The 16,570-nt window shown below is 62.2% G+C and carries 17 protein-coding genes; 12 read left to right on the top strand and 5 right to left on the bottom strand.

The window, feature by feature from the left end; all coding sequences use genetic code 11:
• Positions 1–4: 4 nt before the first annotated feature.
• From HNQ08_RS02445 to HNQ08_RS02425, 5 genes are read left to right on the top strand one after another with little or no spacing between them, the layout of a single operon-like run.
• Complete coding sequence (locus tag HNQ08_RS02445) at positions 5–1,252, top strand: glycosyltransferase (protein WP_229789588.1); 1,248 nt, start codon at positions 5–7, stop codon at positions 1,250–1,252.
• Positions 1,249–2,289, top strand: a complete 1,041-nt coding sequence (rfbB, locus tag HNQ08_RS02440; protein ID WP_184127496.1) for a dTDP-glucose 4,6-dehydratase — start codon at positions 1,249–1,251, stop codon at positions 2,287–2,289. The genes HNQ08_RS02445 and rfbB overlap by 4 nt, the downstream gene beginning before the upstream one ends.
• Positions 2,286–3,188 (top strand): glucose-1-phosphate thymidylyltransferase RfbA, encoded by a 903-nt coding sequence (gene rfbA / locus HNQ08_RS02435; protein ID WP_184127495.1) that lies wholly within the window; start codon positions 2,286–2,288, stop codon positions 3,186–3,188. Before rfbB ends, rfbA begins: the two co-directional genes overlap by 4 nt.
• Positions 3,185–3,736: a dTDP-4-dehydrorhamnose 3,5-epimerase family protein gene (locus tag HNQ08_RS02430; protein WP_184127494.1), complete on the top strand. Its 552-nt coding sequence runs from the start codon at positions 3,185–3,187 to the stop codon at positions 3,734–3,736. Before rfbA ends, HNQ08_RS02430 begins: the two co-directional genes overlap by 4 nt.
• Complete coding sequence (locus tag HNQ08_RS02425) at positions 3,733–4,476, top strand: SDR family oxidoreductase (protein ID WP_184127493.1); 744 nt, start codon at positions 3,733–3,735, stop codon at positions 4,474–4,476. The genes HNQ08_RS02430 and HNQ08_RS02425 overlap by 4 nt, the downstream gene beginning before the upstream one ends.
• On the opposite strand, the gene HNQ08_RS02420 is transcribed toward HNQ08_RS02425, so the two are convergent.
• From HNQ08_RS02420 to glmS, 3 genes are all read right to left on the bottom strand, one after another.
• Entirely contained in the window at positions 4,460–5,380 is a 921-nt protein-coding gene (locus HNQ08_RS02420) for a hypothetical protein (RefSeq protein ID WP_184127492.1), read from the bottom strand. The genes HNQ08_RS02425 and HNQ08_RS02420 overlap by 17 nt on opposite strands.
• Entirely contained in the window at positions 5,373–6,530 is a 1,158-nt protein-coding gene (locus HNQ08_RS02415) for an O-antigen ligase family protein (protein ID WP_184127491.1), read from the bottom strand. Before HNQ08_RS02415 ends, HNQ08_RS02420 begins: the two co-directional genes overlap by 8 nt.
• A gap of 213 nt (positions 6,531–6,743) precedes the next feature.
• Positions 6,744–8,564: a glutamine--fructose-6-phosphate transaminase (isomerizing) gene (gene glmS / locus HNQ08_RS02410; protein ID WP_184127490.1), complete on the bottom strand. Its 1,821-nt coding sequence runs from the start codon at positions 8,562–8,564 to the stop codon at positions 6,744–6,746.
• Positions 8,565–9,091: 527 nt separating this feature from the next.
• Between glmS and HNQ08_RS02405 the strand changes: the two genes are divergently transcribed.
• From HNQ08_RS02405 to HNQ08_RS02380, 6 genes are all read left to right on the top strand, one after another.
• Positions 9,092–9,355, top strand: a complete 264-nt coding sequence (locus HNQ08_RS02405) for an FmdB family zinc ribbon protein (protein ID WP_184127489.1) — start codon at positions 9,092–9,094, stop codon at positions 9,353–9,355.
• Positions 9,352–10,464, top strand: coding sequence for a S1C family serine protease (locus HNQ08_RS02400; RefSeq protein ID WP_184127488.1), 1,113 nt, complete (start codon positions 9,352–9,354; stop codon positions 10,462–10,464). Before HNQ08_RS02405 ends, HNQ08_RS02400 begins: the two co-directional genes overlap by 4 nt.
• A 196-nt stretch (positions 10,465–10,660) precedes the next feature.
• Positions 10,661–11,575: an SPFH domain-containing protein gene (locus HNQ08_RS02395; RefSeq protein WP_184127487.1), complete on the top strand. Its 915-nt coding sequence runs from the start codon at positions 10,661–10,663 to the stop codon at positions 11,573–11,575.
• A gap of 28 nt (positions 11,576–11,603) precedes the next feature.
• Positions 11,604–11,789 (top strand): type II toxin-antitoxin system antitoxin, encoded by a 186-nt coding sequence (locus HNQ08_RS02390; protein ID WP_184127486.1) that lies wholly within the window; start codon positions 11,604–11,606, stop codon positions 11,787–11,789.
• 234 nt (positions 11,790–12,023) lie between these two features.
• Positions 12,024–12,635 (top strand): deoxynucleoside kinase, encoded by a 612-nt coding sequence (locus tag HNQ08_RS02385; RefSeq protein WP_184127485.1) that lies wholly within the window; start codon positions 12,024–12,026, stop codon positions 12,633–12,635.
• A gap of 97 nt (positions 12,636–12,732) precedes the next feature.
• Positions 12,733–13,356: a deoxynucleoside kinase gene (locus HNQ08_RS02380; RefSeq protein WP_184127484.1), complete on the top strand. Its 624-nt coding sequence runs from the start codon at positions 12,733–12,735 to the stop codon at positions 13,354–13,356.
• 818 nt (positions 13,357–14,174) lie between these two features.
• Here HNQ08_RS02380 and HNQ08_RS02375 read toward each other — a convergent pair.
• Both HNQ08_RS02375 and HNQ08_RS02370 read right to left on the bottom strand, forming a co-directional pair.
• Complete coding sequence (locus HNQ08_RS02375) at positions 14,175–14,345, bottom strand: hypothetical protein (protein ID WP_184127483.1); 171 nt, start codon at positions 14,343–14,345, stop codon at positions 14,175–14,177.
• Positions 14,346–14,441: 96 nt separating this feature from the next.
• Complete coding sequence (locus HNQ08_RS02370; protein ID WP_229789586.1) at positions 14,442–15,719, bottom strand: S8 family serine peptidase; 1,278 nt, start codon at positions 15,717–15,719, stop codon at positions 14,442–14,444.
• A 73-nt stretch (positions 15,720–15,792) separates the two neighbouring features.
• On the opposite strand from HNQ08_RS02370, the gene HNQ08_RS02365 reads away from it, so the two are divergent.
• Positions 15,793–16,566, top strand: a complete 774-nt coding sequence (locus HNQ08_RS02365) for an SDR family NAD(P)-dependent oxidoreductase (RefSeq protein WP_184127482.1) — start codon at positions 15,793–15,795, stop codon at positions 16,564–16,566.
• Positions 16,567–16,570 lie beyond the last annotated feature (4 nt).

Raw genomic sequence — 16,570 nt, 5'->3', positions numbered from 1 at the left:
TCTATTGAGCCGGAACGAGGAATTTATGGATCACGACGAGCCGAACCGAGTCGACGAGAACTACATCAACAGATCAAGCGCCGCGCTATCTGACTCAAAAGTGGCGATTGTCCACGACTGGCTGTCTGGCGGCTTTGCCGGGGCGGAGAAAGTCCTCATTGAAATGTTGGCGACTCGCCCAGCACCGATTTACACCATGGTCTACAGGCCAGAAGATTTCCTGGGTACGCCCTTGGAAGCTGCGGAGGTTCACACTAGCGCCATTCAGCATTGGCCCGGTGGGGTCAGCTACTACCGCACTTACTTGCCCTTGATGCCTTATCAGGTTGAGCAGTTCGACCTGACGGAGTACGACACCATCGTTTCCAGCAGCTATGCAGTTGCCAAAGGTGTGCTGATTGGAGCTGATCAACTACATGTGAGCTATATCCATTCTCCAATCCGCTATGCCTGGGATCTATACCAGCAATATCTACGTGAGGCCAATCTCACCAGTGGACTCAAGGCGACCCTGGCAAAAATTGTGCTGCACTACATCCGCATCTGGGATTCCTCTACAGCCAACCGGGTGGATGTGTTTCTTGCCAACAGCCACTACGTTGCGCGGCGCGTCTGGCGCACGTACCGCCGCCCAGCAAGGGTACTTTACCCGCCGGTGGACGTAGACCGTTTTGACCATACGCGGCCCCGCGAAGAGTTTTACCTCACAATGAGCCGTTTCGTACCGTACAAGAAACTGGACCTGATCGTGGAGACCTTCACCCGACTCGGCAAACCTCTTGTGGTGATCGGAAATGGGCCGGATTTTGAAAAAGTGAAGGCACTGGCAGGGCCGAACGTGCATTTGCTGGGCCGCCAGAGCGATGAAAACGTAGCTGATCTGATGAGCCGCTGCCGCGCGTTTGTCTTCGCTGCCGACGAGGATTTCGGAATCATACCGGTAGAGGCCCAGGCTGCGGGCGCACCGGTGATCGCGTACGGCAAGGGCGGCAACCTGGAAACAGTAGTGGCAGACAGGACAGGGATATTCTTCGGGCAGCAGAACATCGAGAGCCTTAGTCGGGCCATTGTTCTCTTTGAACAACGTCAACATTTGTTTGATGCATCGGTGATCCGCCAGCACGCTGATCAATTTCGTCCCGAGCGTTTCCGGGCCGAGTTCGCGGCCATCCTCGAGGCGGCAGAATCGGCCAAAGCCAGCGGTCATGATCCTGAAATCGCAGTCATGGCCTTAATTATGGGAGAAAGATGACCCAGCATCCTGTTCAAAACCTGCTTATTACCGGTGGCTGCGGCTTTATCGGCAGCAACTTTGTGCGCTACTGGCTAACGGAGCATCCCCACAGCCGCGTGGTGGTGTACGACAAATTGACCTACGCGGGCCGCAAGGAGAATCTGGCGGACCTGTGGGATGACGCCCGCCTGCAACTGGTAGTGGGCGATATCGGCGATCAAGCGCTGGTACGGGGCACCTGCCAACAGCAAAGCATCGACCTGATCGTCAACTTTGCCGCCGAGACCCATGTGGACCAGAGCATCCTGGGACCGCTGGTCTTCACGGACACCAATGTGCGGGGCACCCACGTTCTACTGGAAGTGGCCCGCGAACTGGGCATCCGCCTGCACCACATCAGCACCGATGAGGTCTACGGGCACATCCGAGACGATCATCAGAGCGTAGAAGCCGACGCACTCGCACCGCGCAGTCCCTACGCAGCCAGCAAGGCCGCCGCCGATCAGCTGGTGCAGGCCTACGCCATCACCTACAACTTGCCGGTGACCATCACGCGCGGGGCAAACAATGTTGGTCCGTATCAGTATCCGGAAAAGGCCGTGCCACTGTTTTCCACCAACGCCATTCTGGGCGAAGCCATTCCAATCTACGGGGATGGGTTGCAGATGCGCGACTACGCTCACGTCTATGACCATTGCACTGGCATTGAGACCGTTCTACTGCGCGGCGAGATCGGGGAGGTCTACAACGTCGGCACTGGTCGCGAAATGACCAATCTGGAAATGGTTGACATCGTGCTCGCGTCACTGGGCAAGTCGCATGATCTGATCCGGCATGTCACAGATCGGCCCGGCCATGACCGGCGCTACAGCATGAACGTGGACAAACTCAAGACACTGGGCTGGCAGCCGAAATATGACCCCAAAGAGGCCGTAGCCGAAGCGGCGAAGTGGTATGCCGAGCACCGCGCCTGGTGGGAGCCTATCCGCAGTGGCGCGTTCCGCGAGTATTACGAAAAGCAGTATGCCGAGCGCCTGGCTGGAACTGCCCAGTGACTGTTTCCAGTTCCAACCGTCGGGGCATCATCCTGGCGGGTGGTAGCGGCACGCGGCTGTATCCGGCGACACTGGCGGTCAGCAAGCAACTGCTGCCCATCTATGACAAGCCAATGATCTATTACCCGCTCACCACCCTAATGCTGGGCGGGATCCGCGAGATTCTGATCATCAGTACCCCTGAAGACACCCCACGCTTCAAACAGTTGCTGGGCGATGGCTCGCAGTGGGGACTGAGACTGGACTACGCGGTGCAGCCGGAACCCGGCGGGCTGGCCCAGGCGTTCTTGATCGGCGAGGACTTTGTGCGCGGTCATGACAGTGCCCTAATCCTGGGCGACAATATCTTCTACGGCAATGACCTGTCGGACCTGATGGAGGCGGCAGGACAGAAGACCGAGGGAGCAACGGTGTTCGCGTATCAGGTCAGTGATCCCGAACGCTACGGCGTGGTGGAGTTCTCCGAGACCGGCCGGGCGGTGTCGATTGAGGAAAAACCCGCTCAGCCCAAGTCGGATTTTGCGGTCACAGGGCTGTACTTCTATGATCAGAACATCGTGGAGATTGTTAGGGGGATCAGGCCCTCGCCCCGCGGAGAACTGGAAATCACAGATGTCAACATTCAGTATCTGAACTCGGGATTGCTGGATGTGCAGCTGATGCGCCGGGGCTTTGCCTGGCTGGATACGGGCACGCACGACAGTATGTTGGAAGCTAGCAGCTTCATTCAGACCATCGAGCACCGTCAGGGCCTCAAAGTGGCCTCGCCCGAGGAGATTGCCTGGCGTAGCGGCTGGATTAGTACAGAGATGCTGCTGGAGCAGGCCGGCCGACTGGCCAAGAACCGGTACGGCCAGTACCTGATGAAAATCAGCCAGGAAAAACGGAGCCACCCATGACCTCAGACCACAAGATTAAACTGGATGCATCGGCAGCTCAGGCTCTGACTTTCGAAACTTACCCCGCCGCGCCGCAGATCGACGGTGTCTGGTCCCATGCCCTGAAAAAGAATCGCAGCGAGAACGGCGCCTTCATGGAATACCTGCGCCTGAATGAAGCGGGCATTCAGGGTCTACCCGCACCCTTGGTGCCGCGCCAGATCAGTGTGTCGTGGGCTGCCGCAGGGCGGATCAATGCCTTTCACATCCATGTAAAGCAGGAACAGAACGAGATCTGGTGTGTCCTCGGGGGGCAGCTAACCATCTGGTTGGTCGATTGCCGCGCAGACAGTACCACCCTGAATGTGAAACGCAAGCTGGTCTTCAGCGGTGAGCAGCCCATGATGGTTCACATTCCCAGCGGGGTGGCACACGGCTATCGGGCCGGGGACGCAGGCGCGACGTTGATTTACACCATGGACGCGCAGTTCAATATTGACGACCCTAACGAGGGCCGCCTGCCCTGGGATTTCTTTGGGGCGGAGCTGTGGGCCGAGGATACGGGGTGAAAGTGCTGCTGACGGGAGGCAGGGGCCGGCTGGGAACCGAGCTGTGTGACCTGCTGCCGGAGCAAGGGGTCGAAGTCGTGGCTCCCAATTCATCCGAGCTGGACATTACCGACAGAGCCCTTGTCGAGGCGGTGGTGCGCCGCGAGCGCCCCAGTGTGATCGTCCATGCGGCGGCGTATACCGATGTGGGGGGCGCGGAACGGGACCGTGACCGCTGCTGGGCAGTGAATGTAAGGGGCACGCGGAATATGGCGCAGGCGGCCAACGCGATCGGCGCAAAACTGGTGCAGATCAGTACCGATTACGTTTTCAATGGCGACACTGGGAATTACTGCGAGGACGATACACCCGGCCCTGTGGTTAATTTCTACGCTCTGAGTAAGCTGGTGGCCGAGGAAGCGGCCCGGTCCGCTGAGAGGCACCTGATCATCCGAACCAGCTTTCGCCCGCGCGAGTTCCAGTACCCGGTGGCGTACAGCGACGTCTTCACTGGGCAGGACTACGTGGACATCATTGCGCCAATGATCGCGCAGGCAGTTCTTCACGCGCCCGACATCGAGGATGAAGTGCTGCATATTGTGACTGGTCGCAAGAGCGTCTTCGAACTGGCACAGCGACGCAGTCCTGATGTACAGGAGGGCACGCGCGCTGAGGCGAGGGTGACGTTACCAAAGGACGTGAGTCTGAACACACAGCGATGGGAAACACTCAAGGCTACGTTCACTAGCGCCGAGGCTTGAAGAGCAGTCTCCAAAGCAAAACAACGAGCAGCGCGGTCAGCAGAACAATGCTTGGAAGGAACGTCAGGTCACCAGACAGAACCGAGCTACTCTGCAACTGCAATTTTTGTACATAAAATCGCACATCAGGACTATCTTCGATGGTGGTTGAGATGGGCGGACTACGCATATCGGATCGCTGCTGCCCAGGTGTATGAGCGCTGACACGCAATACATGTAGGCCGGAGGAAGGAAGAGGCGTACTGGGAATGGGGAAGCGACCAGTCAGCAGGTGGCCCGGCAATCCAGCATCCAGCGTGTAAATACGTTGCCCGTCAAGGCAGAAATCAAAGGCCTGATGTTTAAAGCGGCGAAGCAAGCTGTAGTTTATAAACTGTCCGCTTTCTCCCCCAAACAACATTTCCAAACCCTGCTGTCCCGCTGATGTATATCTTGGGGCCAAAAGAGTGCTTGGCCGCAGACCATAGATTTGAGAATCGCGCTGTTGAAATACCGCTAATGCAAGCTCATCTATAGCAACAGAAATATCTGATTGATCGTTCTCGGCGAATGGCGGATCAGTGCCCTCGAGATTGCTTTTATCGGTGGTGATTGCAAGGGTATTGCGTCCCTTAGTAAGCGTGACGACAAATTTGCCATTCTGTCGTCCTACTGATTCTGGAGAGCGTTCCGTAGAAAAAATTGCTGTTCCATTTAGATTTAAAGAGAAGTCTTGAGACTTGTAGGGCAAAAACAGGCTGATGTTCAATTCAGCACGTTGCTCTTCCGGTGAATCGAACGTGATTGTAGCCTGCTGTCCCAGTAGCCAGCGTCCCCACGGTTCTGCGTCCCGAAACCCCGCTTCTGCAACTTTCGTCAAATGTAAGCCAGATTCAAAGTGGGGAACTGCGATGTTGTCAGCCATTTTCTCCCCGGTCCCTGTCCTGACTGTGGCCCAGGCCCATCCCCAGCACAGTCCACCATAATTCTGAGAAATGCTGACTGGGGCTGGCAATGACCACGTCCACCACATTCATGGCTGTATATCCAAACAGGATCGCAAGGAGCAGTGCGTCGCGGCTTTTTGTCACCGCCCTTAATCCATAGCCATATATGGCAAGCAGTCCAGCCAGCCCAACTACCCCCGTTTCCATCAACCAGTGGAGCCAGGCGTTATGAGCAATCAGCCAGGCGCTGCTGAGCTCGCCAAGCCAGGCCGGGCACGTTACCTGATTGGCCTCCAGAGTGGGAGTGAGCTGACAGCCGTCCTTATAAAGATAAGTCAGATATGGTCCACCTTGAAAGGCGCCGACTCCGCCCAGCGGTGAAGTTTGCCACGCTGCATAGGCATCAGCCCAGATGAAATTGCGCCCGCCGGTCTGATCGTTGAGCAGCCGGGTGATAGGGGCAATAGGTAGTTGCAGTGCACTGACAGTCAGGACAGTGGCCAACAACAGGCCCAGCGGAAGCAGGATCCAGCGGCGCGCGCCTCTCCGTCCGGCCAGCAGTGCGGCGGCCAGACTGCCCACCCCCAGCGCCAGCAGTGGGCCCCGGCTGCCCGCCGCCAGCAGGGTAAGGAGGGCCAATCCTCCAGCGGGCCAGCGCCACCAGCCCCCGCCGCGCCAGAAGACCGTGATCCACAGAGCCACCACCGCCACCAGTCCCAGCGAGACCACGTAGTAGTACGGATGACCCAGCCGGTCCTGAACCCCAGCCCAGCCTTGGGTGGAGAGCGTGTAGCCCCAGGCCGTCACAAAGATCACCAGCTGTCCCCAGAGCACGGGGCGCAAATTCCGGCTCTCGCGTAGGTAGACCCCTGCCGCGATCATCGCCAGAATCAGAAGGGTCCTGACAGCGGCCAATCCCAGTGACAGCAGCGGTCGGGGCGTGAACAGCGCGGCCACCAGCTGGGTGGTGGCAAAGAAAAAGAGGACATAGCGGGCAGTCAGCGGCAGCGTTCTGAGCTGACCCAGGACGCCAAAGGCCGCCAGATAGAGGGGCGGGAAGATGGGAATCAGCGCGATCAGCCAGCTCACCTGGCGAGGCGGTGTGAAGGTGTGGGAGCGGGAACTCACGCGGCAGTGTATGGCATTTGATGAATCTCTCTGTGGCTACGCCAGCGCCCAGCGCTGACCGACTGAAATGAGGAACATCCGCTTCGTGTGCAAGCTTACTTGCCTATCGGAAGCGGTGGAGCCGAATGTCAAAGCGAAGAGAATGATTTCGCACACTTCCGCGAAACCACCCCCAGCGCTCCATTGCCCCTCCAGATTGCGTGGGCTGCCGCCTTATTCCACGGTCACGCTCTTTGCCAGGTTCCTCGGCTTGTCCACATCCTTGCCCAGCGCGGTGGCTGTGAAGTAGGCGAGCAGCTGCATCGCCACGGCGTTGACCACCGGGCTGACCATCTCATGGGCGCGCGGCACGTAGATCACGTCGTCGCCGTGGCGGGCGTTCTCGGTGTCGCCGTCCGACAGAAACAGGATCACCTTACCGGCGCGTGCCCGCACTTCCTGCACGTTGCTGATGGTCTTTTCCAGCAGACGGCTCTCAGTGGCGATCACGGCGACGGGAAGATTGGCATCGATCAGCGCAATCGGGCCGTGTTTCATCTCGCCGGCTGCGTAGGCCTCGGCGTGGATGTAGCTGATTTCCTTGAGTTTCAGTGCACCCTCGTAGGCGGTGGGGCTGTTGACACCGCGCCCCAAGAACAGGTAGTCGCGGGCCTGATGGTACTTCTCGGCCACCTGTTTAATGGCCTCCACGCGCTCGGGGGCCAGCGCTTCCTCCACCAGACGGGGCAACTCACGGGCGGCGTGCAGCAACTCAGTGCCCTGCGCCTCGCTGAGGGTGCCGCGCGCCCGGCCCAGCCACAGGGCTAACATCACGAAGGCGCTGACCATTGAGGTGTAGGCCTTGGTGCTGGCCACCCCAATTTCCGGCCCGGCGTGAATGGACAGCGTGTCGTCCAGCTCGCGGGTCATGCTGCTGCCTTTGGCGTTGATGACTCCCAGTGTCTTCGCGCCGTGTCGCTTGGCCTCGCGCAGGGCTTCGAGGGTATCGATGGTCTCGCCCGACTGGCTGACCACAATCGCCAGCGTGTGCTCGGACACTAGTGGATCGCGGTACCGGTACTCGGAGGCCACGTCCACTTCCACTGGAATGCGCGCCAGTTGCTCGATCAGGTACTCGCCCACCAGCCCGGCGTAGAAGGCGGTGCCACAGGCGATGATGCTGATGCGCTTGAACGAGCTGGGATCGAGGTTGATGTCCAGATTGACCTCGCCGGTGTCGTCATGCAGGCGCCCGATCAGGGTGTTGGTCAGGGCGACGGGCTGCTCGTAGATCTCCTTGAGCATGTAAGTATCAAACCCGCCCTTCTCGGCAGCCTCGGCGTCCCAGTCGATGTGTTCCACGGTGCGGTGCTGCTCGTTGCCGTCCAGATCGGTGACGCGGAAGCCGTCGTCGTTCAGCACCACCATGTCCCCGTCATGCAGGAAGACCATCTTCCGGGTGTAGGCCAGCAGTGCGGGCACGTCGGAGGCCAGGAACATCTCGCCGTCACCGACGCCCATCACCAGAGGGCTGACCGTGCGGGCCGCGACGATCTCGCGGTGATCGACGTGGGTCACCACGATGCCGTAAGCGCCGCGCACTTGCCCCAGCGCTGTGCGGACGGCCTCATACAGATCGCCGCTGTACGCCTCCTCGATCAGGTGGGCCAGCACCTCGCTATCGGTTTCACTCTTGAATTCGTGGCCGCGCGACATCAGGTCCTCTTTGAGCTTCAGGTAATTCTCGATGATGCCGTTGTGGATGATGACGATCCGGCCGTCCTCGGTGGCGTGCGGGTGCGCGTTGGTGTCGTTGGGCAGCCCGTGGGTGGCCCAGCGCGTGTGCCCGATGCCCAGCGTGCCGCTAAGGGGGCGGCCGTCCAACTCGGCTTCCAGGTTGGCCAGCTTGCCTGCCTTCTTCTTGACCGCGATGCATGCGCCGTCACCAATCGCCACGCCCGCGCTGTCGTAGCCCCGGTATTCCAGCTTGGAAAGGCCCGAGATGAGCACGTCCTGCGCCTGACGACCGCCGATATATCCCACAATTCCACACATAAGGACTCCTGCCCGCCTCCTCGGTTGAAAAGGACGGGGATGCCTGTACTGATTTTTCTGGGTCGGGTCCGGCCTTATGTCCGCGTTGCCACGGGGGTTATCGCCTGGACTTCCCGCATCCTCTGCTAGAGGGGACGCGGCGGGTAGGTGTCGCCCACACCTGGAGGCATCCGCAGAACGCTCGCTGACCTCCACCTCGTTTCCCATCCCTGGACGGATCGTCTGTCACCTGGGATGGGCCTTGCGCTGCCCTGTTTGTGCAAACTCCCCGGCATGTGAGAAGGTTGCCGACAGATCATAACATTCCCGGAGTGCCTCTGATGAGCAAGATGCTCAGATGATGATGGGAGGTCAGCTCTGCAGGGAGATCCTGGAGTGACACAGCCTCCCGTTTGTCCCGGCTGCGCTTGCTAGGCTGTCCTTGCTAGGCTGTGCGCCGGACAGGCTTCTCCACGCACCATGCGGCCTGGTCCCCTCTATTCAAGCTGTTGCCCCGATGTCGACTCCCCGTTTCAAGGAACCCTGCCATGCCCACCTACCTCTATAAAAACACCGATACCGGAGAAATCTACGAGTTGCGCCAGAGCATGCGCGACGATGCCTACACCGCTCATCCCGAAACCGGCGTGCCGGTCAAACGGGTGCTGGCGCGCCCCAGCATTGCCTTTAAAGGCAGCGGCTTTTATGCCAACGACTCGCGCCCCCGCGAGAAATCGGAGACTGGGGGCGGAAGCGGCGGCGAGAGCAAGAGCGCGCCCAAAACCGAGAGCAAGGGTGGCGGCGAGGGGTGAAGGCTGGCCGCATTGTGGGGGCCGCGCTGCTGCTGAGTGCAGCCGTGACGGGCGCCTACCTGACGGGCCGGGTCAGTGCCCAGCGCGCCCTGGTCACGCCGGATGAGATCAATACTGTCGAGGTCACGCAGAACGCGCTGCAAGCGGTGGTACGCATCGACAACCGCCTGCAGCGCGATCAATTGCAGCCCGGCGACGATCCTATCGAGACTGGCACTGGCTTTTTTTACAAGAAAGACCTGATTGTCACCAATTACCATGTCATCGAGTTTCAGGACTCGCTGAGTGTCACGCTGTACAACGGAAGGAAGGTCTCGGCCAAGATCGAGGGCGTCGACCCTGGCATCGACATCGCCATCCTGCGGGTCACTGGCGTCACGGCTCCCAAGACCCTCAGCTTTGGCAGCAGCGCCCGTCTGATTCCCGGGCAGAAGCTGACCGCGATGGGCACCCCCCTCAAGATTCCCAACTTCGTCAGCACCGGTATCTTCAGCGTGATGGCGACGGCAGACAACGTGCCGCGCAACGACAATCTGGGCGGGGAGATCGGCGAGTACCTGATGACCACCGCCAGCATCCAGCAGGGCAACAGCGGCGGACCGATCCTCGATTCGCGCGGCGCGGTGGTGGGCGTGGCCGATGCCAACGCCGCGCCCAACAACCTGGTGCCCGGCGTGATCGGCATCGCCATTCCCGGCGATCTGGTCAAGCAGAGTCTGGACGATCTGGAGAAGATCGGGGTTCCCCAGCGCGGCACGCTGGGCGCCAGCCTGATCGATCTGACCACCCTGCCCCCGGCTCTGCGCCAGCTTGCGGGCTTGTCCAGCTCCGAAGGGGCCCTAGTCATGGACGTGCCCGCCGGCAGCGCCGCTGCCCGTGCGGGCCTGCGCGGCAGCCTGCGCAACAGCAGCGATCAGTTGCTCGCCCCCCTGGGCGACATCATCGTGGCGGTGGACGGGGTGCGCGTGCTCAATTCCTTCGACGTGACCCGGCTGGTGGCCGCCAAACGTCCCGGCCAGACCGTGAATCTGCGGGTGTGGCGCAACAAGAAGAGCGTGGACGTCAAAGTCACGCTGCTCAAGCGGACGCTGCAACAGACTGGCCGCTAGACACGGCACGGGAGCTGAGAACAGGGGAGACGGGGCGCTGGCTGGCCCCGTCTCTTTCGTGATTGCGGTGGGGCGGGCTTGAGCCTGTGCCCCTCGCATTTGGCAGGATCGCTGCGTCCATTGCTGTCATGGACCGGGAACTTTCAACCTCCAGTCTCGTATCACAGTGATATCACCCTGAGAGGAGGGAAACGGTATGAGTGAACTGCAGAAAGCTCCCGAAGTGGTCGGCCCCGAAGGTGGAATTTCCACGCGCAGCGGCGTGGCGAGTGTGGAACGTGTGGCCTTCGGGTTGCCGGGCGTGCCGATCTTCGTGCTGTGGTTGGTGCTGGTGGCCGTGGCGGTGTGGTTGATGGTGACCGGTCCATTTGTTCTGGGTGCGGTGCTGAGCCTCCTGCTCTTTTTCACGGTGATCGGGTTTTTCATCGTGCAGCCCAATCAGTCCAAGGTGCTCACCCTGTTCGGGCGCTATGTGGGCACCGAGCGGCGCAACGGCATGTATTGGACGAATCCGCTGACGATTCGCAAAAACGTGTCGCTGCGAATCCGCAACTTCAACTCCGAGCGGCTCAAGGTCAACGATCTGTCGGGAAATCCCATTGAGATCGCCGCCGTGATCGTGTGGCGCGTGATTGACACCGCGCGGGCCACCTTTGATGTCGAGGACTACGCCGAGTTCGTCGCGATCCAGTCCGAGACGGCGCTGCGCCACCTGGCCTCGCAGTACCCCTACGACAACTACGAGGAAAGCGGCAAGAGCCTGCGCGGCAACGCCGACGAGGTGGCCGAGGCGCTGGGCCGCGAGCTGGCCGCCCGGTTGCGTCACGCTGGGGTGGAGGTGCTGGAAGCCCGCCTGTCGCATCTGGCCTACTCGCCGGAAATTGCCGGGGCCATGCTCCAGCGCCAGCAGGCCAGCGCGATCATCGCCGCCAGGGCGCAGATCGTGCAGGGCGCCGTGGGCATGGTGCAGATGGCTCTGCGTGAGCTGGCCGATCAGCACATCGTGGAACTGGACGAGGAGCGTAAGGCCCAGATGGTCAGCAATCTGCTGGTGGTCCTGACCAGCGAGCGTGGCACCCAGCCCATCGTGAACGCCGGAAGCCTGTACTAGCACGCCTCTCGGGCAACAGGAGGCATGCATGGCCCGAAAGAACTACCCCCTGCGGATCAGCCCCGAACTTTACGCCGCCCTGGAACGCTGGGCCGCCGATGACCTGCGAAGTGTCAATGCCCAGATTGAGTATCTCCTGACCCAGGCGGCGCGGGAGGCGGGGCGGCTGAGGGGAACGGCAGAGCGCAAGGAGAAGCCTGAGCCGCAGGATTGAGGTCAGTCCCGACATGGGTGTGGAGGTGGCAAACAGTCGCCCCCACACCTGTTGTGCTGTCTGCGAGACCCAGACGAGAATGAACGCCCGCACCACCGCCAGCAGCCGCAGGGCAGCTTGAAGGGTGGCGGGACATGGCGCGGTGGGGCCGGGCCGCCCTTCCCAGCCTTTCCCCTGTCAAGCCCTGTCCTGCCCGTTCCCCTTCGGTGCGGCGCGCTATGCTCCCCACTGTTTATGTACCTGGTGATTGAAGGCCCCATCGGGGTGGGAAAAACGAGCCTGTCCCGGCGGCTCTCGGCGCGCTACGGCGCGGAACTGAACCTGGAAGTGGTGGAGGAAAATCCCTTTCTGGCGAAGTTCTATGAGCAGCCGGAGGCTTACGCCTTTCAGGTACAGGTCTTTTTTCTGCTGTCGCGCTTCAAGCAGCTCTCGGCGCTGGCTCAGCCGGGGCTGTTCAGTGGCAACGTGGTCAGCGATTACCTGTTTGCCAAGGACTTCATCTTCGCCGCCATGAATCTCAAGGACGCCGAGTTCGCGCTGTACGAGGACCTGTACTCGCACCTGTCGCCGCGTCTGCCCACCCCCGATCTGGTGGTGTATCTGCGCGCCGACACGGACGAGCTGCTGCGCCGGATCGCCCGCCGGGGCCGCTCCTTCGAGCAGGACATGCAGGCCGCTTACCTGGCCGACCTGACGGCCCGCTACGATGAGTATTTCCGGACCTACACCCACCCGCTGCTGACCGTGCAGGCCGGTGATCTGGACTTTGTGGGCAACTCCGAACACGAGGAACTGATCCTGGCCCGCGTCCACGAGGCGTTGACGGCGGGGCAGGCGGCGGACTGATGGTGGGGCGGCGTGTGGTTTATGGCGTGTGGCGTCTCAGGCATGGCTTGTCGAACCAGCCCTCCTCAGCTGCCACTGGCCAGCGCGGAGGGGTGTAATGTACCTCGCCGTCTCCGGCAACATCGGTAGCGGAAAAAGCACGCTGACACGCATGCTCTCGGAGCGCTACGGCCTGCGTCCGGTCTACGAACCCTATGCCGAGAACCCATATTTGGAGGACTTCTACCGTGATATGCGGCGCTACTCCTTCCACTCGCAGATTTACTTCCTGTCGCGCCGCCTGGAGCAGCATCTGAATCTGGTGACGGGGGCGCGCTACGTCATTCAGGACCGCACCGTGTTTGAGGACGCCAACATTTTCGCCCGCAATCTGTATGAAAGCGGCCAGATGGAAGCGCGCGACTGGGCCACCTACTGCGGCCTGTACGAGGGGATTCTGCCCGCCCTGCGCGTGCCCGATCTGCTGATCCACATCGACGCGGGGCTGCCCACCCTGCGCCGCCGCATTGCCCTGCGCGGACGCAGTTACGAACAGGACATCCCCGACGCGTATCTGGCCGGGCTGAACCGGCTGTACGATGCCTGGATCGCAGACTTTAGCGCCTGCCCCGTGCTGCGCGTGCCGGGGGACGATCTGGATTTCGTGGCGGACCCACATGCCTTTGAGCATGTCTGTGCCCGGGTTGGGGCGTACGGCTTTGGCCTGCCGCTGCTGAGCTGAACTTGTGCGGGTGCTGGATGTCCCGGTTTCGGACGAATTGCAAACTCCATGCTGAAAGTGGCTGGCGCGAGGGCGCCAGCCCTTCTTCCTGACTGCCGAGGAAGCCGAGGCGTTCGGTCTCCGAACCATTCCACGCAGGGAAGTGGACCTGACCCTGAGGAACGCGACACCAATGCTGTCCGGGGTATCGCACATCGCACCGAGGGCAGGGCAGGTTGTTGGCTAATGGCAGAGTCCCGGTCCAGGATGCTGGCGTGCCCTGCTCCTGATGCAGATGCGCCGCGACCGGGGCAATCTTTTCGCGCCGCAGCGACTTTCTTGAGCTGTTGCCAGGCCTGTCACACGCCCGCTTTCTGTGGACGCCGATCTGCTGATGAACACCGTGTTTGAATGGGTTGTCGGCGCGGGTCTCCCACCCTGTCAGAAGCCCCGGATTCCGGAAAGCGTCTGGAGAGGAGTCTTGAAAATCCTGCCCCGTGTGCGTGAACTGGCTGGAACCTCTGATTCCGACAGCGGGGCATATTGCTTCGGCGCGGTGATAGGCGCAGTCAGCGTGGCTGGGGTCGAGAGCGAGTGAATGGGCCGCGAACTGTTTGAGACATTCTTGCAGGAGAGGACCCGTCAGGGCGGCGACTATCGGCCCGGCACGCTTCTACTATGGCGCAGCGCAGACGGTCAGCCCCAGCACGCTGGATGGCTGGGCTTTTCAAAAAACGTTTCAGGTCTGGACTTCGCCGCGCGCGGTGCTGTCCGTCCACGACCTGAAACGCGCTGCCCGTCAGTGGGGCAGTCAGCTGGGCCGCCGCGCCGTCCTTTGGTTACTTGCCTCGCCGGGTCAACTGGTACAGCGTGTAGGCGTTGAAAACGGCCAGCACCAGGCTGACGATGGCCAGCGGCCAGTTACTCGTGGTCAGGAAACGGATGGTCAGGATGCCCCAGCCACACACCAGCGCCGTGACCAGCCAGATGCGCCATGCGGGAGCGTTCATGCTTCAAACCTCATGGTTCCATCCTAGCGGCCAGAACGCGGGAGATGGGTTGTTGGAGCGACAGTTGGGCAGGCGGGTTTCCTGGACAGCTCTCGCTCATTTTCCCAGACTGGAGGCCAGCGCCGTCCGGACGGCGGCCCCGGCATTCAGGGTGCCACTGCCGCAGGACCGGGTCGGGTCCGGATCACAGTGGCCGGCGGGAAACGGGGTCGCGGTGCGGGTCAGCAGGCTCTGGAGTTGCGCGGGCGTCAGGCGGGGGCGGGCGCTCAGGATCAGGCTGGCGACGCCACTGACGTGCGGGGCCGCCATGCTGGTGCCATTCGGGCTGCGCTCTCCCCCCGCCCCGCTCAGGCTGCTGACTGGAATCCCGTGGTCGGTCTCGCCCCCCGGCGCGGCAAGAGCAACGCTGCGGCCCCAGTTGGCGTAAGCCGGGCGCGCGCCGCCCTGCGTGGCGCTGGTCACGGTCAGCACGCCCCGGCAGCCTGCGGGCGAGTACCCTGCCGCGTCCGCCCCGTCGTTGGCGGCCCCCACAACGATCAGGGCGCCCCTGGCGGTGACGGCCGTCACCGCCTTCTGAATGCGGGCGTCGCAGCCAGTCAGCGGAATGAAGTCCGCAAAGAGGCTCAGGTTCAGCACTTTGGCCGGATTGGGGTTGGTCGGGACGCCCGGTACCGCGAGGCCCGCGGCCCAGCGCAGTCCGTCGGCCAGATCCTGCGGGTCGATCAGGCCGTCCACGCCCGCCACCCGGACTTGCACGATCCGCGCCGAGGGATGGATGCCTGCCATGCCGCGCCCGTCATGCGCGGCAGCGATGATGTTGGCCACCACCTCGCCGTGGTAGGCGAATTGGCCCACCCCACTGGCATCCCTGTCGCGGCCGTTGCCGTCTCCGGCCCGCACCGGATCACGCACGAAATCGTAGCCATTGACGATCCGCCCGGTCAGTTCCGGCGAGTTCACAAAGCCAGTGTCCAGCACGGCCACCGTGATTGGCGGTGTCTTCAAGGTGCTGACCGTCTTCACGGCTTCCGGCAGCAGCGCCCAGGCCTGCGGCATCCCGATGGTGGTCATGTCCCACTGCCGGGCATACAGCGGATCGCTGGGCTGGTAGGTGGTGGGCAGGGTTGGCCTGACCTGCTGGGGCGTGGTGGGCAGCGGCACCAGTGGAGGTGCGGTCTGCGGCCGGCCCGGGGCGGACGGGGCGATCTCGGGTGGCGATGGATTCGGGGCCGCAGGTCTGGGCGCTGGGACTTGAGGTGCAGGAACTGTCTGCCCCGGCGGCAGCGCGGGAATGGCGCCCGGTGCAGCGGCCTGTCCTTCTACATTCAGCAGGGCGGCGCACAGCAGAGGCAGGGTCAATGCGGACAGCTTCACCCCAGCAGTCTGGCGCCTGTGCCTGATGCCCGGCTGAGGAACTGGATTTGATCGGGGCGCTAGCATCGGTGTCATGACTTCACCTTCAACCCCTGGCCGCCGCGTGGTGGTGCTGACGGGCGCCTCCAGCGGTATCGGCCTGGCGACGGCGCGTGAGCTGGCTGCGCGTGGACACGCGCTGGTGCTGGCCGCCCGCCGCGAGGCTCAGCTCACCGCCCTGGCCCGCGAACTCGATCCAGGCGGCGGGCGGGTGATCGCCGTGCCCGCCGATGTGGCCGACGACAGCTCGCGCCGCGCCCTGATAGAGGCGGCCCGCGCCCATTTCGGTCAGATTGACGTGCTGATCAACAACGCCGGGGTCACGGTGGAGCAGGGCTGGTGGTGGGACGATCCCGATCCATTGCGGGTAATCCGTATCAACCTCGAAGCGCCCATCGAACTGGTACGTCTGGTGCTGCCCGAGATGCGCTCACGCGGCAGCGGCCACATTGTCAACATCGGCTCGGTGGCGGGGCGGGCAGCCACCAATGGGATGTACAGCGCCAGCAAGTTTGGGATACGCGGCTTCTCGCACGGGCTGAGGCGGGAGTTGCTGGGCAGCGGCGTGGACGTCAGCCTGATCGCCCCCGGCTTCGTGAGGAGCGAGATGACCGCCCGTGCGCGCCTCCCCATGCCGGGGCCGGAGGTGGTGGCCCGCGCCGTGGCAGATGTGCTGGAGCGCCCACGCCGGGAGGTGACGGTGCCGGGGATCTACCGGGCTGTGGCGCTGCTCGATGCCGTGCTGCCGGGGCTGGCAGACCGCATCGTGAAACGGGTGGTGATCGCGCGGCGATACGGCAGTCGCTGAGGGC

Source organism: Deinococcus humi (assembly GCF_014201875.1).
Lineage (GTDB): Bacteria > Deinococcota > Deinococci > Deinococcales > Deinococcaceae > Deinococcus > Deinococcus humi.
Note: the sequence above shows the minus strand (reverse complement) of the source record. Positions and strands in the feature narration are given on the sequence as shown.